Origin of the sequence: Rhizobium skierniewicense (genome assembly GCF_014196515.1) — a bacterium.
Taxonomy (GTDB): Bacteria; Pseudomonadota; Alphaproteobacteria; order Rhizobiales; family Rhizobiaceae; genus Agrobacterium; species Agrobacterium skierniewicense.
On sequence record NZ_JACIDV010000006.1, the window covers coordinates 145,650 to 162,105 of the forward strand.

Annotated in this window: 13 protein-coding genes and 1 riboswitch; of the genes, 10 read left to right on the plus strand and 3 right to left on the minus strand. The window is 56.6% G+C overall.

The genetic code is table 11. The features are described 5' to 3' along the window. Position 1: 1 nt before the first annotated feature. Complete coding sequence (locus GGQ73_RS11365; RefSeq protein WP_183896336.1) at positions 2–652, minus strand: thiamine diphosphokinase; 651 nt, start codon at positions 650–652, stop codon at positions 2–4. Between the two features lie 168 nt (positions 653–820). Between GGQ73_RS11365 and GGQ73_RS11370 the strand changes: the two genes are divergently transcribed. The 3 genes from GGQ73_RS11370 (at position 821) to GGQ73_RS11380 (ending at position 3,418) form a co-directional block, all read left to right on the plus strand. Continuing rightward, positions 821–1,093, plus strand: a complete 273-nt coding sequence (locus tag GGQ73_RS11370) for a hypothetical protein (protein WP_183896338.1) — start codon at positions 821–823, stop codon at positions 1,091–1,093. Positions 1,094–1,229: 136 nt separating this feature from the next. Beyond that, positions 1,230–1,306: riboswitch (SAM riboswitch) on the plus strand. A gap of 75 nt (positions 1,307–1,381) precedes the next feature. After that, complete coding sequence (gene metA, locus GGQ73_RS11375; protein WP_183896340.1) at positions 1,382–2,320, plus strand: homoserine O-acetyltransferase MetA; 939 nt, start codon at positions 1,382–1,384, stop codon at positions 2,318–2,320. A gap of 75 nt (positions 2,321–2,395) precedes the next feature. Continuing rightward, a complete protein-coding gene (locus tag GGQ73_RS11380) occupies positions 2,396–3,418 on the plus strand; it encodes an aldose epimerase family protein (protein WP_183896342.1) in 1,023 nt (340 codons plus the stop codon). 5 nt (positions 3,419–3,423) lie between these two features. Here the strand turns inward: GGQ73_RS11380 and mtgA are convergent, their stop codons facing one another. Further along, positions 3,424–4,104 carry a monofunctional biosynthetic peptidoglycan transglycosylase gene (mtgA, locus tag GGQ73_RS11385; RefSeq protein WP_252094037.1) on the minus strand — a complete coding sequence of 227 codons (681 nt, stop codon included), beginning with the start codon at positions 4,102–4,104 and terminating at the stop codon, positions 3,424–3,426. 235 nt (positions 4,105–4,339) lie between these two features. On the opposite strand from mtgA, the gene GGQ73_RS11390 reads away from it, so the two are divergent. From GGQ73_RS11390 to GGQ73_RS11410, 5 genes are all read left to right on the plus strand, one after another. Then, positions 4,340–5,239, plus strand: a complete 900-nt coding sequence (locus tag GGQ73_RS11390; RefSeq protein ID WP_183896347.1) for a polyprenyl synthetase family protein — start codon at positions 4,340–4,342, stop codon at positions 5,237–5,239. A 116-nt stretch (positions 5,240–5,355) separates the two neighbouring features. Continuing rightward, complete coding sequence (locus GGQ73_RS11395; protein WP_183896349.1) at positions 5,356–6,177, plus strand: DeoR/GlpR family DNA-binding transcription regulator; 822 nt, start codon at positions 5,356–5,358, stop codon at positions 6,175–6,177. Continuing rightward, positions 6,174–7,364, plus strand: a complete 1,191-nt coding sequence (locus GGQ73_RS11400) for an MFS transporter (RefSeq protein WP_183896350.1) — start codon at positions 6,174–6,176, stop codon at positions 7,362–7,364. The genes GGQ73_RS11395 and GGQ73_RS11400 overlap by 4 nt, the downstream gene beginning before the upstream one ends. A gap of 152 nt (positions 7,365–7,516) precedes the next feature. Continuing rightward, positions 7,517–8,767 carry a flavodoxin-dependent (E)-4-hydroxy-3-methylbut-2-enyl-diphosphate synthase gene (ispG, locus tag GGQ73_RS11405; RefSeq protein ID WP_183896351.1) on the plus strand — a complete coding sequence of 417 codons (1,251 nt, stop codon included), beginning with the start codon at positions 7,517–7,519 and terminating at the stop codon, positions 8,765–8,767. 68 nt (positions 8,768–8,835) lie between these two features. Then, on the plus strand, positions 8,836–9,501 hold the full coding sequence (locus GGQ73_RS11410) for an OmpA family protein (RefSeq protein WP_183896352.1): 666 nt from the start codon (positions 8,836–8,838) through the stop codon (positions 9,499–9,501). Between the two features lie 117 nt (positions 9,502–9,618). On the opposite strand, the gene GGQ73_RS11415 is transcribed toward GGQ73_RS11410, so the two are convergent. Beyond that, positions 9,619–11,394: a glucan ABC transporter ATP-binding protein/ permease gene (locus GGQ73_RS11415; RefSeq protein WP_183896353.1), complete on the minus strand. Its 1,776-nt coding sequence runs from the start codon at positions 11,392–11,394 to the stop codon at positions 9,619–9,621. Positions 11,395–11,877: 483 nt separating this feature from the next. Here GGQ73_RS11415 and GGQ73_RS11420 point away from each other — a divergent pair, with 483 nt between their 5' ends. Next, positions 11,878–12,615, plus strand: a complete 738-nt coding sequence (locus GGQ73_RS11420) for a helix-turn-helix transcriptional regulator (protein WP_174154292.1) — start codon at positions 11,878–11,880, stop codon at positions 12,613–12,615. 120 nt (positions 12,616–12,735) lie between these two features. Further along, positions 12,736–16,197 carry a pyruvate carboxylase gene (gene pyc / locus GGQ73_RS11425; protein WP_183896354.1) on the plus strand — a complete coding sequence of 1,154 codons (3,462 nt, stop codon included), beginning with the start codon at positions 12,736–12,738 and terminating at the stop codon, positions 16,195–16,197. Positions 16,198–16,456 lie beyond the last annotated feature (259 nt).

A 16,456-nucleotide genomic window follows, 5' to 3' on the forward strand; every position in this document is an offset into this window, starting at 1 on the left:
GTCAGGCTCCGGTCTTGTCATAAGGACGGGCAAGCACGATGGCTTTGCCGCTTTTGAGGCGAAGGCGCAAGGGGCCTTCCGCCACGTTGGAAATAGTGCGCGACGAGCCGAAAGCAAGCGCGAAGTTTTCTAGGGGATAGCGTGCATTTTCGATATCAAGGCCTTTCAGCGCGGTAAAACCAGCAACCGAAAACAGGGACCCGGAGGGAAGATCGAGGTCCAGAGTGCCTTCCATCAGCGGATAGGCTTCTTCTTCGCCTGATGTCAGCACCACCTCGAATCCGCGCTCTGCCAGCGAAACCGCATAAAGCAGATGAAACAGCGCATGGTCCGACCGCTCACCCGCCAATGCTCCAACCAGTGTCAATCGCTGCGCACCCCGGGACAGGGCTTCGGAAACCGCAATCTCGCCGTCTGTAACGCCCTTTGTAGCCGGAAATGGTTGTTTCTCGACATCCGCCCAACCCTCTTGCAGCGCCGTGTCGGACGAATCGAAGTCGCCAACCCAAAGCTCAGGGATAAGCCCCAACGGTTGCGCGTGACGCATGCCGCTATCTGCGGCAATCACGCGCGTATCCGCCACCGCCTTTTGCAAGCGATCCGTAACAGTGATGTTGCCGCCGAGCAAAATGGTGAAAGGAGCAGATGTCATGCTCTGCCATAGCCTATCTATGGCAAAAAGCAAAAGCCATAACCATGATGCGACCATCCATCATGCCGCCGTTTAAAACGAGTTTCGATTTACGCTGAGGTTAACAACTTCAGGTCAGTACACTTCAGCAAGCATGGTATGACATAAATGCAACCAAAGGAGGTTTTCATGTTCACCGTGACAAACAATACTGGCAGAATTCTCACTCTCTACAACGGCGCTACGGTTATCGCGGCCATCGCAAACGGAGCCGTTGGCAATTCGAACCAACTGAACGTCAGCACGATTGGTTACGGAGATGCGATATTCGCCAACAGTTCCGGCACGTTCGCCGATAATACCAATTACACAGCGACATATCAGGCTTCGAGCCCGAATTTCCCCCAGAATAACGTCCTTTTTGCCAACGGCTTACCAGGAGGCAATGTTCGTTTCTTCTAACGTCTCAGATTGAGAAACGGTAAAGCGGCGGGTTTCCTGAAATGCTCGCCGCTTTACTTACGGCGTTTCGGCTTGACTGCAGGGCAATTGAGCAGTGTCGATTTTCGTTGATTCAGAGCAATTCCAGGCGTATGTACCGCTCCTATGTGGTGATTTGCCGACCGGCTTGCAGCCACTTTAAAGAAGTCGCTAAATGGTCGAGGAAACATCTCATTTCCGAGGACCGGCTGCGATTTCGTTGCCGGTTTTTGTGTTCATGGCCCGCGCCTCCACGGAAGTGAGTTCGACATGCCGATAAAAATCCCCGATACGCTGCCTGCGTTCGAAACCCTGATACATGAGGGTGTGCGGGTACTGACAGAAACGGCGGCCATCCGGCAGGATATTCGCCCGCTCCAGATCGGGCTTCTCAATCTCATGCCGAACAAGATCAAGACCGAGATCCAGATGGCGCGACTGGTCGGCGCGTCTCCGCTTCAGGTCGAGCTCTCGTTGGTTCGTATCGGCGGCCATCGTGCCAAGAATACGCCGGAAGAGCACCTGCTATCCTTTTATGAGACTTGGGAAGAGGTGCGTCACCGCAAGTTCGACGGCTTCATCATCACCGGCGCGCCCGTGGAAAAACTGACCTATGAGGACGTGACCTATTGGGATGAGATGCGCAAGATTTTCGAATGGACGGAGACGAATGTCCACTCGACGCTAAATGTCTGCTGGGGTGCGATGGCCGCCATCTACCATTTCCATGATGTGCCGAAGCATGCGCTGAAGGAAAAGGCGTTCGGCGTCTACCGCCACCGCAATCTGAGCCCCGCCTCGATCTACCTCAATGGCTTCTCGGATGATTTTCAGGTGCCCGTATCGCGCTGGACAGAAGTGCGCCGCGCCGACATCGAAAAGCATCCCAACCTTGAAATCCTGATGGAATCCGAGGAGATGGGCGTTTGCCTCGTGCACGAGAAGAAAGGCAAGCGGCTCTATATGTTCAACCATGTCGAGTACGATTCCACGTCGCTCGCCGACGAATATTTTCGCGATGTCGATGCTGGCGTGCCGATCAAGGTGCCGCATGATTATTTTCCGCACAACGACCCTGGTCTGACGCCGCTCAACCGCTGGCGCAGCCACGCCCATCTGTTCATGGGCAACTGGATCAACGAGATTTACCAGACGACACCGTATGATCTGGAAGAAATCGGAAAAGGCCAGGACCAGAGCGCAGAGTGAAAATTCTGCAATTGCGTGCGGCCGGAAAATAAAGCAACGTCCGGCCCATATGTGTCGAGTGGGAGAATGAAGACGATGAGCGATGGCGCAACACGGGAAAATTTCGGACTGACGGCATCGGGAGAAAAGGTCGAGCGTGTCACCATTTCTGCAGGCGGATTGACGGCCCATGTCCTGACCTGGGGTGCTGTCATCCAGGATTTGCGCCTTGACGGCCACCAGCCGCCACTCGTTCTGGGCTTCGACAATTTCGATGACTACCCGAAATACTCCTCCTATTTCGGCGCCACACCGGGCCGCAATGCCAACCGCATCGATAGCGGCAAGTTCACTATCGATGGAAAGACCTATCAGCTCGAACTGAACGAAAAGGGTGTCACCCATCTACACGGCGGCAGCGACAACATCGGCAAGCGCAACTGGCTGCTGATGGAACATGGCCCTGACCACGTGGTTCTGCAGATCGTCGATCCGGATGGCCGTGCTGGTTATCCGGGCAATTGTACCGTAACCGCGACCTACACGATCCGGGAAGGCGGTGTGCTGTCGATGGTCTATGAGACGACGACCGACAAGCCGACCATCGCCAACATCTGCCAGCATTCCTATTTCAATCTCGATGGCGCGCAAACCACGCTCGGCCACGAAATCGAAATCGCCGCTGACCATTATTTACCGACAACCGATCGACAAATCCCGACCGGCGAAATCCGCCCCGTAGATGGCACCGTGTTCGATCTGCGCCGTCCTGTCCCCGTCGAGCGGGAAGAAAACGGCGAGCAGGTGACCTATGATCACAATTTCTGCCTGTCATCGGAGCGCGTCGCCAAACGCAGGGTCGCGCGTGTCACGGCACCGGCCTCGAAAGTATCGCTGGAAGTGCACACGACCGAGCCCGGCGTGCAATTCTACTCGGCCTTCAAGTTGAACACCGGCGCGCCGGGCCTGGAGGGCCGTCGCTATGGACCTTTTGCGGGCCTTTGCCTCGAAACCCAGATTTGGCCGGACGCAGTCAACCACGATGGTTTCCCTAAGGCAATCCTGCGCCCCGGCGAAACGCTTCGTCAGGAAACCGACTACATCTTCACCAAAGGCTGAGGTTCCTAGTCCAGAACGCACCCGACATAGGCGCCTGAACCCCGGGCTCGTCTTTCGATGAGGCCGGCCAGACGTTGCATTCCTCTGCCGGGTTTTCCAGCAACGCGATCAATCGGATTGGGCAGCGCGACCGCAAGAAGTGCTGCCTGCCGCGAACTCAACTTCGAGGCCGAGACCTTGAAGTGGTATTGCGCAGCGGCTTCGATGCCGTAAATGCCCGGCCCCCATTCGGCGACGTTGAGATAAATCTCCATCATCCGTTTTTTTGACCAGACGAAGTCGGACACGACAGCCAGGGGCAGTTCCAACCCTTTGCGGATGAAAGACCGGCCATTCCATAGAAACAGGTTTTTTGACGTCTGCATGGGAATGGTGCTGGCACCACGCGTGGCCTCACCTTCCAATGCGCTGTTGACCACTGTCTGCATCTGGTTCCAGTCTACCCCGCCGTGGGAACAGAATTGCCCATCCTCGGACATCATCACCGATTGAACGAGCCGTGGTGAAATCTCGTCGAGCGACACCCAGCGTCGATCATAGCCCTGAAACATGACGAGATCGGCCAGCATCAGCGTCGAAACCGGACGCATGAAAGGCAGGGCATAGAGGACAATGAGCAGGTAGGGCAAAACCAGCAGGGCGAGAATGAAGAGGAGGATACGTTTCACGAGACTTCGCACATCCACATCAGGTTTTCTCTCGCTCTCGACAAGCGTTTCGTGATCCGTCTCGCTGTCCGGCGTGCTGCTCAAAACTTGGCCCCCACTTGGCTACCCATCGAAGCCTTTCATATTCCGCATACACCATCAAGGCTACTGTCGATAACGAAGTTCCACATCCAGCTGACAAAAACGATTGCCAGCCATTTTTCCCCATGCGAAAGAGCCAATCGTCACCTGACATGGTAAGGAAACAGGCAAGATGACATTCGAGACCCGGCTGCGCGACAATGCGGCAAGAACCGAAGCCTTGCTCGGCGACTTGCTGTCCAGCAACCCGCGCACCGACGAAATCACCCGCCCGGAAAATTTGCTCAACGCCATGCGCCACGGTGTCTTGAACGGTGGCAAGCGGTTGCGGCCGTTTCTGGTTATCGAGACCGCGGCTCTTTTGGGTGGTGACGCCACCGCCGCATTGCATGTCGGCGCAGCGCTGGAATGCCTGCACTGTTATTCGCTGGTGCACGATGATCTTCCTGCCATGGACAATGATGATCTGCGCCGCGGCCAGCCGACGGTTCACAGGAAATTCGATGAGGCGACGGCCATTCTGGCGGGCGATAGCCTGCTGACGCTGGCCTTCGATATTATCGCGTCACCGGAGACCACCCTGCCCGACGATCGCAGAGCCACACTCGTCCTCGCATTGGCGAAAGCGGCGGGTATCGGCGGCATGGCGGGCGGACAGGCACTCGATCTGGCAGCCGAGAGCCAAGCCCCCGACGAGGGCGGCGTGATTACATTGCAGGCGATGAAAACCGGTGCCCTCATCCGTTTTGCCTGTGAAGCCGGTGCGATCATCGCCGGAAGCATTTCCACCGAGCGAACGCGTCTGCGCAGCTACGGCGAAAAGATCGGCCTTGCTTTTCAACTGGCCGACGACCTCCTCGATCTCACCTCCGACGCCGCCACCATGGGCAAGGCGACCGGCAAGGATGCCGCCCGGGGCAAGGGAACATTGGTTGCTCTGCGCGGATCGGACTGGGGTCGAAGCCGTTTGCGTGAACTGGTGTCGGAAGCCTCGGATCTGCTGACCCCCTATGGCAAACGCGCGGATATCCTGATCGAAACCGCACGGTTTGTTGCCGAGCGCAAAAACTGACCTCCATCGCCAGTCCAGTCATCGCCTGTTTTTAAAGCCGCTCGCCATAAATCGCTTGATCGATGATCCCTGCCATCGTATGCATGTTTATGCACGATTTAGCCGAATGATTCCGAATGAGCAAGCCAGACCATTTTGTGAGCGAGAGACAAGCGTTGATCTACGCGCAGTTACAACAGCACGGTCGGGTGCTGTCACAGGAACTGGCGCAGACGTTCGACGTCTCGGAAGACACGGTCAGGCGCGATCTGCGCGAGATGGCGGCCCGAGGAGAATGCACGCGCGTTTACGGCGGCGCGCTTTTGGCGACCAGAACAACCGTCCCACTGAAAACCCGTATGACGGAAATGCCGGATCGCAAGGCGACGTTGGGCCGAACTGCTGCTCGATTCTTACAGGACGGAATGACGGTCTTTATCGATGCCGGCTCCACCAATCTGGCCATAGCTAAAAATCTTGGGGCGGGTTTGAAGCTTACCGTGATCACCAGCACGCCGGTCATTGCCGCCGAACTGGAAGGAAATACGGACATCGATCTCATTCTGATCGGTGGCCGGGTCCATCCCGCCATCGGCGCGGCCATCGACGCGACGGCCATACGGCAGTTGGAACAGATGCGGCCCGATCTTTGCATCGTCGGCGTCTGCGGTCTGACAGTCGATGGACTTTGTGCCGAAATCTATGAAGATGCCACCTTCAAGCGGCTTGCCTGTGAAGCCAGCGCCCGGACACTTGCCGCCATAACCTCCGAGAAGCTGGGGGTCCCCTCCGCCTTCCATGTTTCCTCACTGTCTTCGACGCTTACCCTCGTTCTTGAGGAGGGTGCCGATCTCACCATGGTCGGCGCTCTGGCCAGTACGGGCGTCAAGATTCATCAGGCTGGATCGTCTTCCGACAGCTTATTTCATACGCATGCACCGAAGGACCAGTCCCGATGACCGGCACTGCCACGCAAACGCCTATACCCGCCCGCACCCCCTATATGACGAGGACACGCCTCGGCGTTTCCCTGCTGTTCCTGATGAATGGTTTCATGATGGGATCCTGGGCTCCGATGATCCCGGAATTTGCCAAGCGTTTTTCGCTGAGCGAAAGCACTCTGGGCCTCGTCATCCTGGCCTACGGCCTCGGGTCGCTGTCCTTTATGCCCATTGCGGGCTCTCAGATCGGCCGTCTAGGTTCGCGAACCGTCACGCTGACGGTCGCGCTGATCATGGTACCGACGCTGCTGTTGATCACCATGGCGAATCCACTGTGGGCAGCTGTCGTGGCCGTCTTTGTGTTCGGGGGACTGACGGGTGCCATGGATGTTGCCATGAATGCCAATGCCGTCGTGGTGGAACGCGGCATGCGCCGAGCGATCATGTCGTCGTGTCACGCATTCTGGAGTCTGGGCGGCCTCCTCGGTGCTGGCCTCGGTGGTTTGTTAATCACCAAGATTGGCGTCTACGGACATGCCATTGCCCTGACGATCATTGCAGCCGCAATGCTGGCCATTGCTTGGCCAAGGGTACAAACTGATCGCCCTCATCCGGAAGAAGAACGCCCCAAGGGTGGACTACCCATGACGCCATTGCCGTGGATCATCGGCATCATGGCGCTGTTTTCGATGATCCCGGAAGGTGCCATCCTCGATTGGGGCGCGCTTTATTTGCGCAATGAACTGAGCGCCTCGGTCACCCTTTCCGGCTTCGGATTTGCAGCGTTCTCGTTGACCATGGCCATCATGCGCTTTGCAGGAGATCTGGTGCGTGATCGCTTCGGGGCCGTCCGTACTTTGCAATTTTGTTCCGCCATATCGATCGTCGGTCTCCTGATTGCCGGTTTCGCACCCAATGCCTTCATCGCGATTGCAGGCTTTGCAATTGCCGGGATCGGCATTTCCAACATGGTGCCGATTGCCTTTTCGGCGGCTGGAAACATGCCGGGAATGGCTCCTGGCATTGCGCTTTCTGTGGTCACGACCATGGGATACTCCGGCATTCTGGTGGCACCGTCTGCCATCGGCTTCATCGCCGAACATACGGGCCTTGCCGCCGTGTTCATCGGTCTGCCGCTTCTGCATGTGGTGGTTTTCATGTTGGCGAAGCTTGCCCGCCATGCGGATGGTGCAAGCGGACACTGATACGATTTCGAGAAAGTGAAATGTCTCGCAAAGACAAATCTCGAATTTTGCCATGATTGCGGTAAAAGTGGAGTTGGTTGCTTCGATGTTGACAAGGCGCGCGCCGTGTTCCACCTGAATGACCAGATGTACCGCAATTATCAGAGAAAATCATGACGTCACACGCCGATTACGATCCCAAGCCGCGCCGGTCCTCGGTTGCCGTCAATGTCGGTGGCGTTATTGTCGGCGGTGGGGCGCCGGTGGTCGTGCAGTCCATGACCAACACCGACACGGCTGACATCGACGCCACCGTGCAGCAGGTGGCAGCCCTGTTCCGAGCGGGTTCGGAAATCGTCCGTATTACCGTGGACCGCGATGAGAGTGCTGCTGCCGTTCCGAAAATCCGGGATCGCCTGATGCGCCTTGGCCTTGATGTGCCGCTGGTGGGGGATTTCCATTATATCGGCCACAAACTTCTGGCCGATCACCCAGCCTGCGCCGAAGCATTGGCGAAGTACCGTATCAACCCAGGCAATGTCGGCTTCAAGGACAAGAAGGACAAGCAGTTCGGTGATATCGTGGAGATGGCGATCCGCTATGACAAGCCGGTCCGCATCGGGGTCAACTGGGGCTCGCTGGACCAGGAACTGCTGACAAGCTTGATGGACAAGAACAAGGACGAAGGTTTTCCGCTGTCTGCGCGTCAAGTCACGCGTGAAGCCATCGTTCAGTCCGCTTTGATCTCCGCCGAACTCGCCGAAGAGATCGGCCTGCCGCGCAACCGCATCATCCTGTCGGCCAAGGTCAGCCAGGTGCAGGACCTGATTGCCGTCTATTCGATGCTGTCGGAACGTTCCGACCATGCGCTGCATTTGGGTCTCACGGAAGCGGGCATGGGCTCGAAGGGCATCGTCGCATCCTCCGCTGCCATGGGCTACGTGTTGCAACACGGCATCGGCGATACCATCCGTGTGTCGTTGACACCAGAACCGAACGGCGATCGCACGCGCGAAGTGCAGGTTGCTCAGGAAATTCTTCAGGTCATGGGTTTCCGCCAGTTCGTTCCCGTCGTTGCGGCCTGTCCGGGCTGCGGACGCACGACCTCCACCGTGTTTCAGGAACTGGCGCAAAATATTCAAAATGACCTGCGCAAGAACATGCCGGTCTGGCGCGATAAATATCCGGGCGTCGAGGCGCTCAACGTCGCGGTCATGGGCTGCATCGTAAACGGTCCTGGTGAAAGCAAGCATGCCGACATCGGCATTTCGCTTCCAGGCACCGGCGAAAACCCAGCCGCTCCCGTGTTCATTGATGGCGAAAAAGCGCTGACGCTCCGCGGTCCCGATATCGCCAAGGATTTCGAAGCTCTTGTTATCGACTACATCGAGAAACGTTTCGGCCAAAAGGATGCGGCAGAGTGAGTTTCGACCCTGAAAATGCCGAAATTCTTCTCTCTTACCTAACGTGAACTCACGGAGCACTAGAATTCATGATCAAGAAGTTTATCGTTCTTGCGCTTGCCGCAACCTATCTCTCTGCCTGCACCACGACCGACCCTTACACGGGTGAGCAGAAAGTTTCGAACATGGCGGGCGGCGCGGGTATCGGCGCCCTTGCAGGTGCTGTCGGCGGTCTGGCCATCGGTGGCGGCAACAAGGGCCGCAATGCCTTGATCGGTGCCGGTATCGGTGCTCTGGCCGGTGGCGCCATTGGTGGCTACATGGACAATCAGGAATCGGAGCTTCGTCAGCAGCTTCAGGGAACAGGCGTTTCCGTGACGCGCCGTGGCGACAGCATCGTTCTCAACATGCCGTCAAACGTCACCTTCGCGACGGACCAGGATCAGGTGATTCCGCCATTCTATCCGACGCTGAATTCCGTCGCGATCGTTCTGAACAAATTCAACAAGACCTATATCGACATCAACGGCCACACCGATTCCACCGGCAGCCTTGCCCATAACCAGGGTCTGTCCGAGCGCCGTGCTGCTTCTGTTGCCAATTATCTGGGTGATCGCGGTGGCGTTGATCAACGTCGTATTTCCACCATGGGCTTCGGTCCTTCCCAACCCATTGCATCCAACGCTACGGCAGATGGCCGCGCCCAGAACCGTCGTGTGGAAGTGTTGATTTCCCCGCTAACACAAAACGGCTGAGGACATTCGGCAAGGCCGGCTTCGAGTACGCCGCCCATCATAAGCAAAAAGAGCCCGGGATGTGCTGAACATCCCGGGCTCTTTTTGTCTAACGGTCCTATGGTCGGAAAGCGCCAATCAGGCTGACTTTGCAGGCAATGACAACACGGGCGCACCTGTCTTTTCATCGTCGTTGAGCAGACCACTGGCGCGCAGCAGCGACGAGAAGCGACCGCCACGCATGCTCAACTCATCGAATGTACCCTTTTCGACGATGCGACCATTGTCCATGAACAGCACGAGATCGGCGTCACGCACGGTCGACAGGCGGTGCGCGATGATGAAGGTCGTTCTGTTCTTACGCAGAGCATCGACGGCATCCTTCACGCGTGCCTCAGTTTCCACATCGAGCGCGCTGGTCGCCTCATCGAGGACGAGGATGGGCGCGTTCTTCAAGACGGCGCGGGCGATGGCAATACGCTGGCGTTCGCCGCCAGACAGGCGGTTGCCACGCTCGCCGACCTGCGTCATGTAACCACTTGCCCTGCTGTCGATAAAGTCGGTGGCGGCAGCCGCAGCCGCAGCCTGCGTGATCTCGTCATCGGTCGCGCTATCACGTCCGAGGCGAATATTGTCACGAATAGACCGGTTCAACAGACCGGCGTCCTGGAACACCGTGGCAATGGAGTTGCGCAGAGACTGACGGGTAACCGTGGAGATATCCGTGCCATCGACGAAAATCTGACCATTATTGGGATCATAGACCCGCTGCAGCAAGTTGATCAGCGTCGTCTTGCCAGCGCCCGTTGGACCGACGATAGCGATCGTTTCACCTGCATTGGCCGTGAAGGAAACGTCGTGGACACCCTGCTTGGTGTTCGCAAAGCCAAAATCGACGTTGCGGAACTCCACCTTGCCGGAAACCTGACCGAGTTCGATCGCACCGCTTGGCTCTTCGCGTTCCTGCACGGAATCTTCCAGCTTGAAGAAATCAACAAGCTTCGCGCGTGCTTCGAAAATCTGTGTGGCAAAGGCACGCATCTGATCGAGACGTCCAATAAGGAGGTTCGCAAAGCCGATAAAGGCAATGACGTCACCCACTCTGAGTTCGCCGTTCTTCACGAGAATCGTACCGATGATGAGAATGATCATCATGGATAAGGTCGATGCCGTGCGGTTCAACGCACTGGCAAATGCCCACCAATCAAGCACGGGGTACTGGGCACTGAGAAGACGCTCGGTGAACGACTTCAATGCCTTGGTTTCCGCTTCGATGCGGTTGTAGCTATGCAGTACCGACACGTTGCTGATCGAATCGCTGACATGGGCAAACACGGAATGATAGTGCTCCTCGACAGAGGCCTGACCTTCCTTCGTGCGCTCCATCACCCATTTGCCGATGAACCAGTACACGGTACCCAGCGCGATCAGGACGCAGCTAAGGCGAAGATCCATGGAAATCGCAGTTGGAATGAGCAAAGCGAGAGCTACGAATGTCGCCAGATGGGTCCGCATGAATTCCAGCCAGAGGCCGAACAGTGTTTCACTGGCGCGAAGGAGCGTATGCAGCGCGTTGGATGTGCCCCGCAGATGGTGCCAGGATAGCGGCATGGAAATGATGCGGCCAAACGCTTCTGTCAAAAGCGAAGCACGACGTCCGTGGGCCAGACGATCGGCCTCACGCGCAACGGCGACATAGGCGACGGTGTTGAACACACCGAAGGCCGCCCACAGGATCAAGATATTGGTTGCATCAGAACCGGACGAGATCGCATCGATGATGCGCCCGAACAAAATAGGTTCTGCAATAGTGATCGCAGCGAGGATGACGTTGGCGATGACGACAACAGTGACACGCAGCTTGTTGTCGGCGAGGTATCGCAGGGCGCGAGTATAAACCTGAAACAGTGTCAATTCTCAAATCCTGTCTTCGTATCCATCGTGTAGCGCTGTTCTATGGAGCGCAAAACTCCGTACCGTTTTATTGAACGGCACGGATATTCAAGTGATTGTTTTATGGCTTTTTCTACATGAATGGGCGCTTAACGGCCGCGATAAACCCGAAAACGCCCCGAATATTGTCTTACACCATGCGGTCTTAAGAAGTGGCTCCAAATGTCTGACGAAGACGCCTGCAGCAGAACCTTTGTCGCGTCTAAAACCCGTCTCCGAGTTGAGACTTTAGTCTCAAGGAGGGCACGCGCGGGCATTAAACGAGAGCATTGTGTGTCGTTTCGGTTGACTGCGGCGAAAACGCGGCCACAATGCGAGAAATGGCATTTTGGCTTTAAATATTGCTAACCATATTGGGGACAAGGTCTCGCTGGGACATTGTCCGAAACACGGCGCCTTAAAACCTTTCAAGGTTGTTTTATTTATTTCAGGGTATCCACTTCAATGCACGATGTTTTTCAGTTTTTGACGGTGTGCAGCGAAGCAAAGTCACAGCACCGGTTCCTCTCCATTTTTCACGACCTGATCCGCAGTCTGGGCTACGAATATTACAGGGTCGTGCGCCGCGATTCAGAGGATCTGACGCTGACGGGTAATGTTTTGGCAGAGCATCTGCCGGCGGGTTGGCGGGAGGTTTATCAGGAAAGAAAATACGGCAGCATCGATCCGGTCAAGCGGTCTTTCGGCCTTTTGAACCAGCCGTTCCGATGTCGTGATGTGGTCGGCCTTTTACCGCAGGCCACGCAACGAAAACGGGCCGCCAAACTGTTTCAGGATGCCGCACGGTTTGGTCTGAAAGAAGCCTATGCTTTTCCAGTTCATGGACGCAACGGCTTGCTTGGCGGTTCCTTCATCTTGGGTGAAGGGCGACTGTTTTCCCCTTCAGAACTGTTCATCATCGACACGGCCATGCGTGTTGCTTTCTGGCGGCTGCTGGAATTTGCGGGGCAATCCAACGACCTCCTCTCCATTCCCGATCCGGCTGTCACGCAATTTACCCGTCGTGAGCTGGATGTGTTGATGCTGCTTGCACAGGGAAAGACATCCCCCGAAATCGGTAAGATCCTGTCGATTTCCAGCCATACATCCGATTGGTACATAAACGGCATACAGCGCAAGCTCGAGGCCAAAAATCGCCAACATGTTGTGGCGCTTGCACTTCGACATGGCATTATCTCGTAAACATCTCCCGACACGCAATCCGTACGAACTATGATAAAAACGCCCTTTCCAACCGTGACAATTACTGCTTAATTTCGCGGTGCAGCAAACACATTTGCTTGCGAGGTTTGGGAGGCCGTCTTGAAAATATCGAAAATCCTTGTCGCCAATCGTTCAGAGATTGCGATCCGCGTATTCCGTGCTGCCAACGAACTGGGCATCAAAACGGTCGCTATCTGGGCAGAAGAGGACAAGCTTTCGCTGCATCGGTTCAAGGCGGATGAAAGTTACCAAGTTGGCCGTGGCCCACATCTGGCCAAGGATATGGGACCAATCGAAAGCTATCTGTCAATCGACGAAGTCATCCGGGTTGCAAAGCTTTCAGGCGCTGACGCCATCCATCCCGGCTACGGTCTCTTGTCCGAAAGCCCTGAATTCGTTGAGGCCTGCAACGAAGCGGGCATTATCTTCATCGGCCCGACCGCCGACACGATGCGCAGGCTCGGGAACAAGGTAGCCGCGCGTAATCTGGCGATTTCCGTCGGTGTACCCGTTGTTCCGGCAACCGAACCTCTACCGGATGACATCGCAGAAGTGGAGCGGATGGCCGAGGAGATTGGCTACCCGGTGATGCTCAAGGCGTCCTGGGGCGGGGGCGGTCGCGGCATGCGCGCTATCAGAAAAAAGGAGGACCTTGCCCGCGAAGTGACCGAAGCCAAGCGTGAAGCGAAAGCGGCATTCGGCAAGGACGAAGTCTATCTTGAAAAACTTCTCGAGCGCGCGCGCCACGTCGAAAGCCAGATTCTGGGCGATACGCATGGCAATGTCGTCCATCTGTTTGAGCGTGACTGCTCCATCCAGCGCAGAAACCAGAAGGTGGTCGAGCGTGCACCGGCGCCTTATCTTTCAGACGAGCGCCGTCAGGAACTGGCGAATTATTCGCTGAAGATCGCTGGTGCCACAAATTATGTCGGTGCTGGAACGATCGAATACCTTATGGATGCCGATACCGGCAAGTTCTACTTCATCGAGGTCAATCCGCGCATCCAGGTCGAGCATACGGTGACCGAAGTCGTCACCGGTATTGATATCGTCAAAGCACAGATCCACATTCTCGAAGGCGAAACTATCGGTACGCCTGAGTCGGGTGTGCCAGCGCAAAAGGACATCCGCCTTAACGGTCATGCGCTTCAGTGCCGGATCACGACGGAAGACCCTGAGCATAATTTCATTCCTGATTACGGTCGCATCACCGCTTACCGTTCGGCGTCGGGTTTCGGCATTCGTCTGGACGGCGGCACGTCCTATTCGGGCGCGATCATCACGCGCTATTACGACCCCTTGCTGGTGAAGGTTACAGCCTGGGCTCCCCAGCCGAACGAAGCCATCGCGCGTATGCATCGTGCGCTTCGCGAATTCCGTATTCGAGGCGTGGCGACAAACCTCACCTTCCTGGAAGCCATCATCAGCCATCCGAGCTTTGTCGAAAATACCTATACGACCCGCTTCATCGATTCGACGCCTGAACTGTTCGAGCAGGTCAAGCGGCAGGACCGCGCGACGAAGCTTTTGACGTATCTGGCAGACGTGACTGTCAACGGACATCCCGAAACGAAAGGCCGCGTTAAACCAGCCGTCAACGCACCTGCACCGGTTGTTCCATATATCGACAAACCGACACCTGATGGCACCAAGCAGCGTCTCGATACTTTGGGCCCCAAGGGTTTTGCCGAGTGGATGCGCAATGAAAAGCGCGTTCTGGTAACGGATACGACCATGCGGGATGGTCACCAGTCGCTGCTGGCCACCCGGGTCCGCACCCATGATATCGCCCGTGTCGCCAGCGTCTATGCCAAGGCCTTGCCACAGCTTCTGTCGCTGGAATGCTGGGGTGGCGCGACCTTCGACGTGTCGATGCGCTTCCTCACCGAAGACCCATGGGAGCGGCTGAACCTTATCCGGGAAGGCGCGCCGAACCTGTTGTTGCAAATGCTTCTGCGCGGGGCAAACGGCGTCGGCTACAAGAACTACCCGGACAATGTCGTCAAATATTTCGTACGCCAGGCGGCAAAGGGCGGCGTCGATCTGTTCCGCGTCTTCGACTGCCTCAATTGGGTCGAGAACATGCGCGTGTCGATGGATGCGATCGCGGAAGAGAACAAGCTGTGTGAAGCGACGATCTGCTACACAGGCGATCTCCTCAATTCCGCGCGTCCGAAATACGACCTCAAATATTATACCGGTCTCGCCGCCGAACTGGAAAAGGCAGGCGCCCACATCATCGCCGTGAAGGACATGGCCGGGTTGCTGAAGCCGGCCGCCGCAACGGTCCTGTTCAAGGCCTTGCGTGAAGCGACCAGTCTGCCGATCCACTTCCATACGCATGATACGTCAGGCATTTCTGCCGCAACGGTTCTGGCGGCTGTCGATGCCGGTGTGGACGCCGTGGATGCGGCCATGGATGCGCTGTCCGGCAACACCTCTCAGCCCTGCCTCGGCTCTATCGTTGAAGCCTTGAAGGGAACCGAGCGCGACACAGGCCTCGATACGGAATGGATTCGTCGCATCTCGTTTTATTGGGAAGCGGTGCGCGGGCAATATGCGGCCTTTGAAAGCGATCTGAAGGGACCGGCATCCGAGGTCTACCTGCATGAAATGCCGGGTGGCCAGTTCACCAATCTCAAGGAACAGGCCCGTTCTCTGGGTCTCGAGAGCCGCTGGCACGAGGTCGCGCAGACCTATGCCGACGTCAACCAGATGTTCGGTGATATCGTCAAGGTAACGCCGTCCTCAAAGGTTGTTGGCGACATGGCGCTGATGATGGTCTCTCAGGACCTCAAGGTTGCGGATGTCGAGAACCCCGACAAGGAGGTTTCTTTCCCTGATTCGGTCGTTTCCATGTTGAAGGGCGATCTTGGCCAGTCACCCGGTGGTTGGCCTCAGGCATTGCAGAAAAAGGCCCTGAAGGGCGATCAACCCTATACGGTTCGTCCCGGTTCGCTTCTTGAAGATGCCGATCTCAACGCAGAGCGCAAGGAGATCGAAACGAAATTGGAGCGCTCCGTCGACGATTTCGAGTTTGCCTCGTACCTGATGTATCCGAAGGTTTTCACCGACTTCGCGTTGGCCGCGGAGACCTACGGCCCAGTCTCTGTTTTACCAACCCACGCCTACTTCTACGGAATGGAGGATGGCGAGGAACTGTTTGCTGATATCGAGCGTGGGAAGACGCTCGTCATCGTCAATCAGGCATCATCCGGCACTGATGACAAGGGCATGGTCACGGTTTTCTTCGAGATCAACGGCCAGCCACGGCGCATCAAGGTGCCGAACCGGGCACAGGGCGCTTCCAGCGCGGCAGTCCGTCGAAAAGCGGAACCCGGCAATACCGCCCATGTTGGTGCGCCGATGCCGGGCGTCATCTCCCGCGTCTTCGCCAATCAGGGGCAGGACGTGAAGGCAGGCGATGTGCTTGTGTCTATCGAAGCCATGAAGATGGAAACTGCGCTTCATGCCGAGCGCGATGGCAAGGTTGCCGAAGTTCTGGTCAAGCCCGGCGATCAGATCGATGCCAAGGATTTGTTGATCGCCTATGGCGAATAAATCTATCCTCTGAAACGAAAAGAGCCCCGGATCGCTCCGGGGCTTCGTCTATTCTGGTTTTAGAGCGTTTCCTTGTTAAATGGAAACGTTCTGCCGGAGCAGATTTTCGTCAGGACAAAGGCGATTGGCGAAGGGCATACCCTAAGGTACGGTCGAGCCGATCGCCTTTGTCCTGACGGAAATATGCCCGGCCCTCCGGGTTGGTTGAAACGGGCCATCTGCCTGCCCAGACGGCTTGGCCGTATGCTAAGGCTACGCC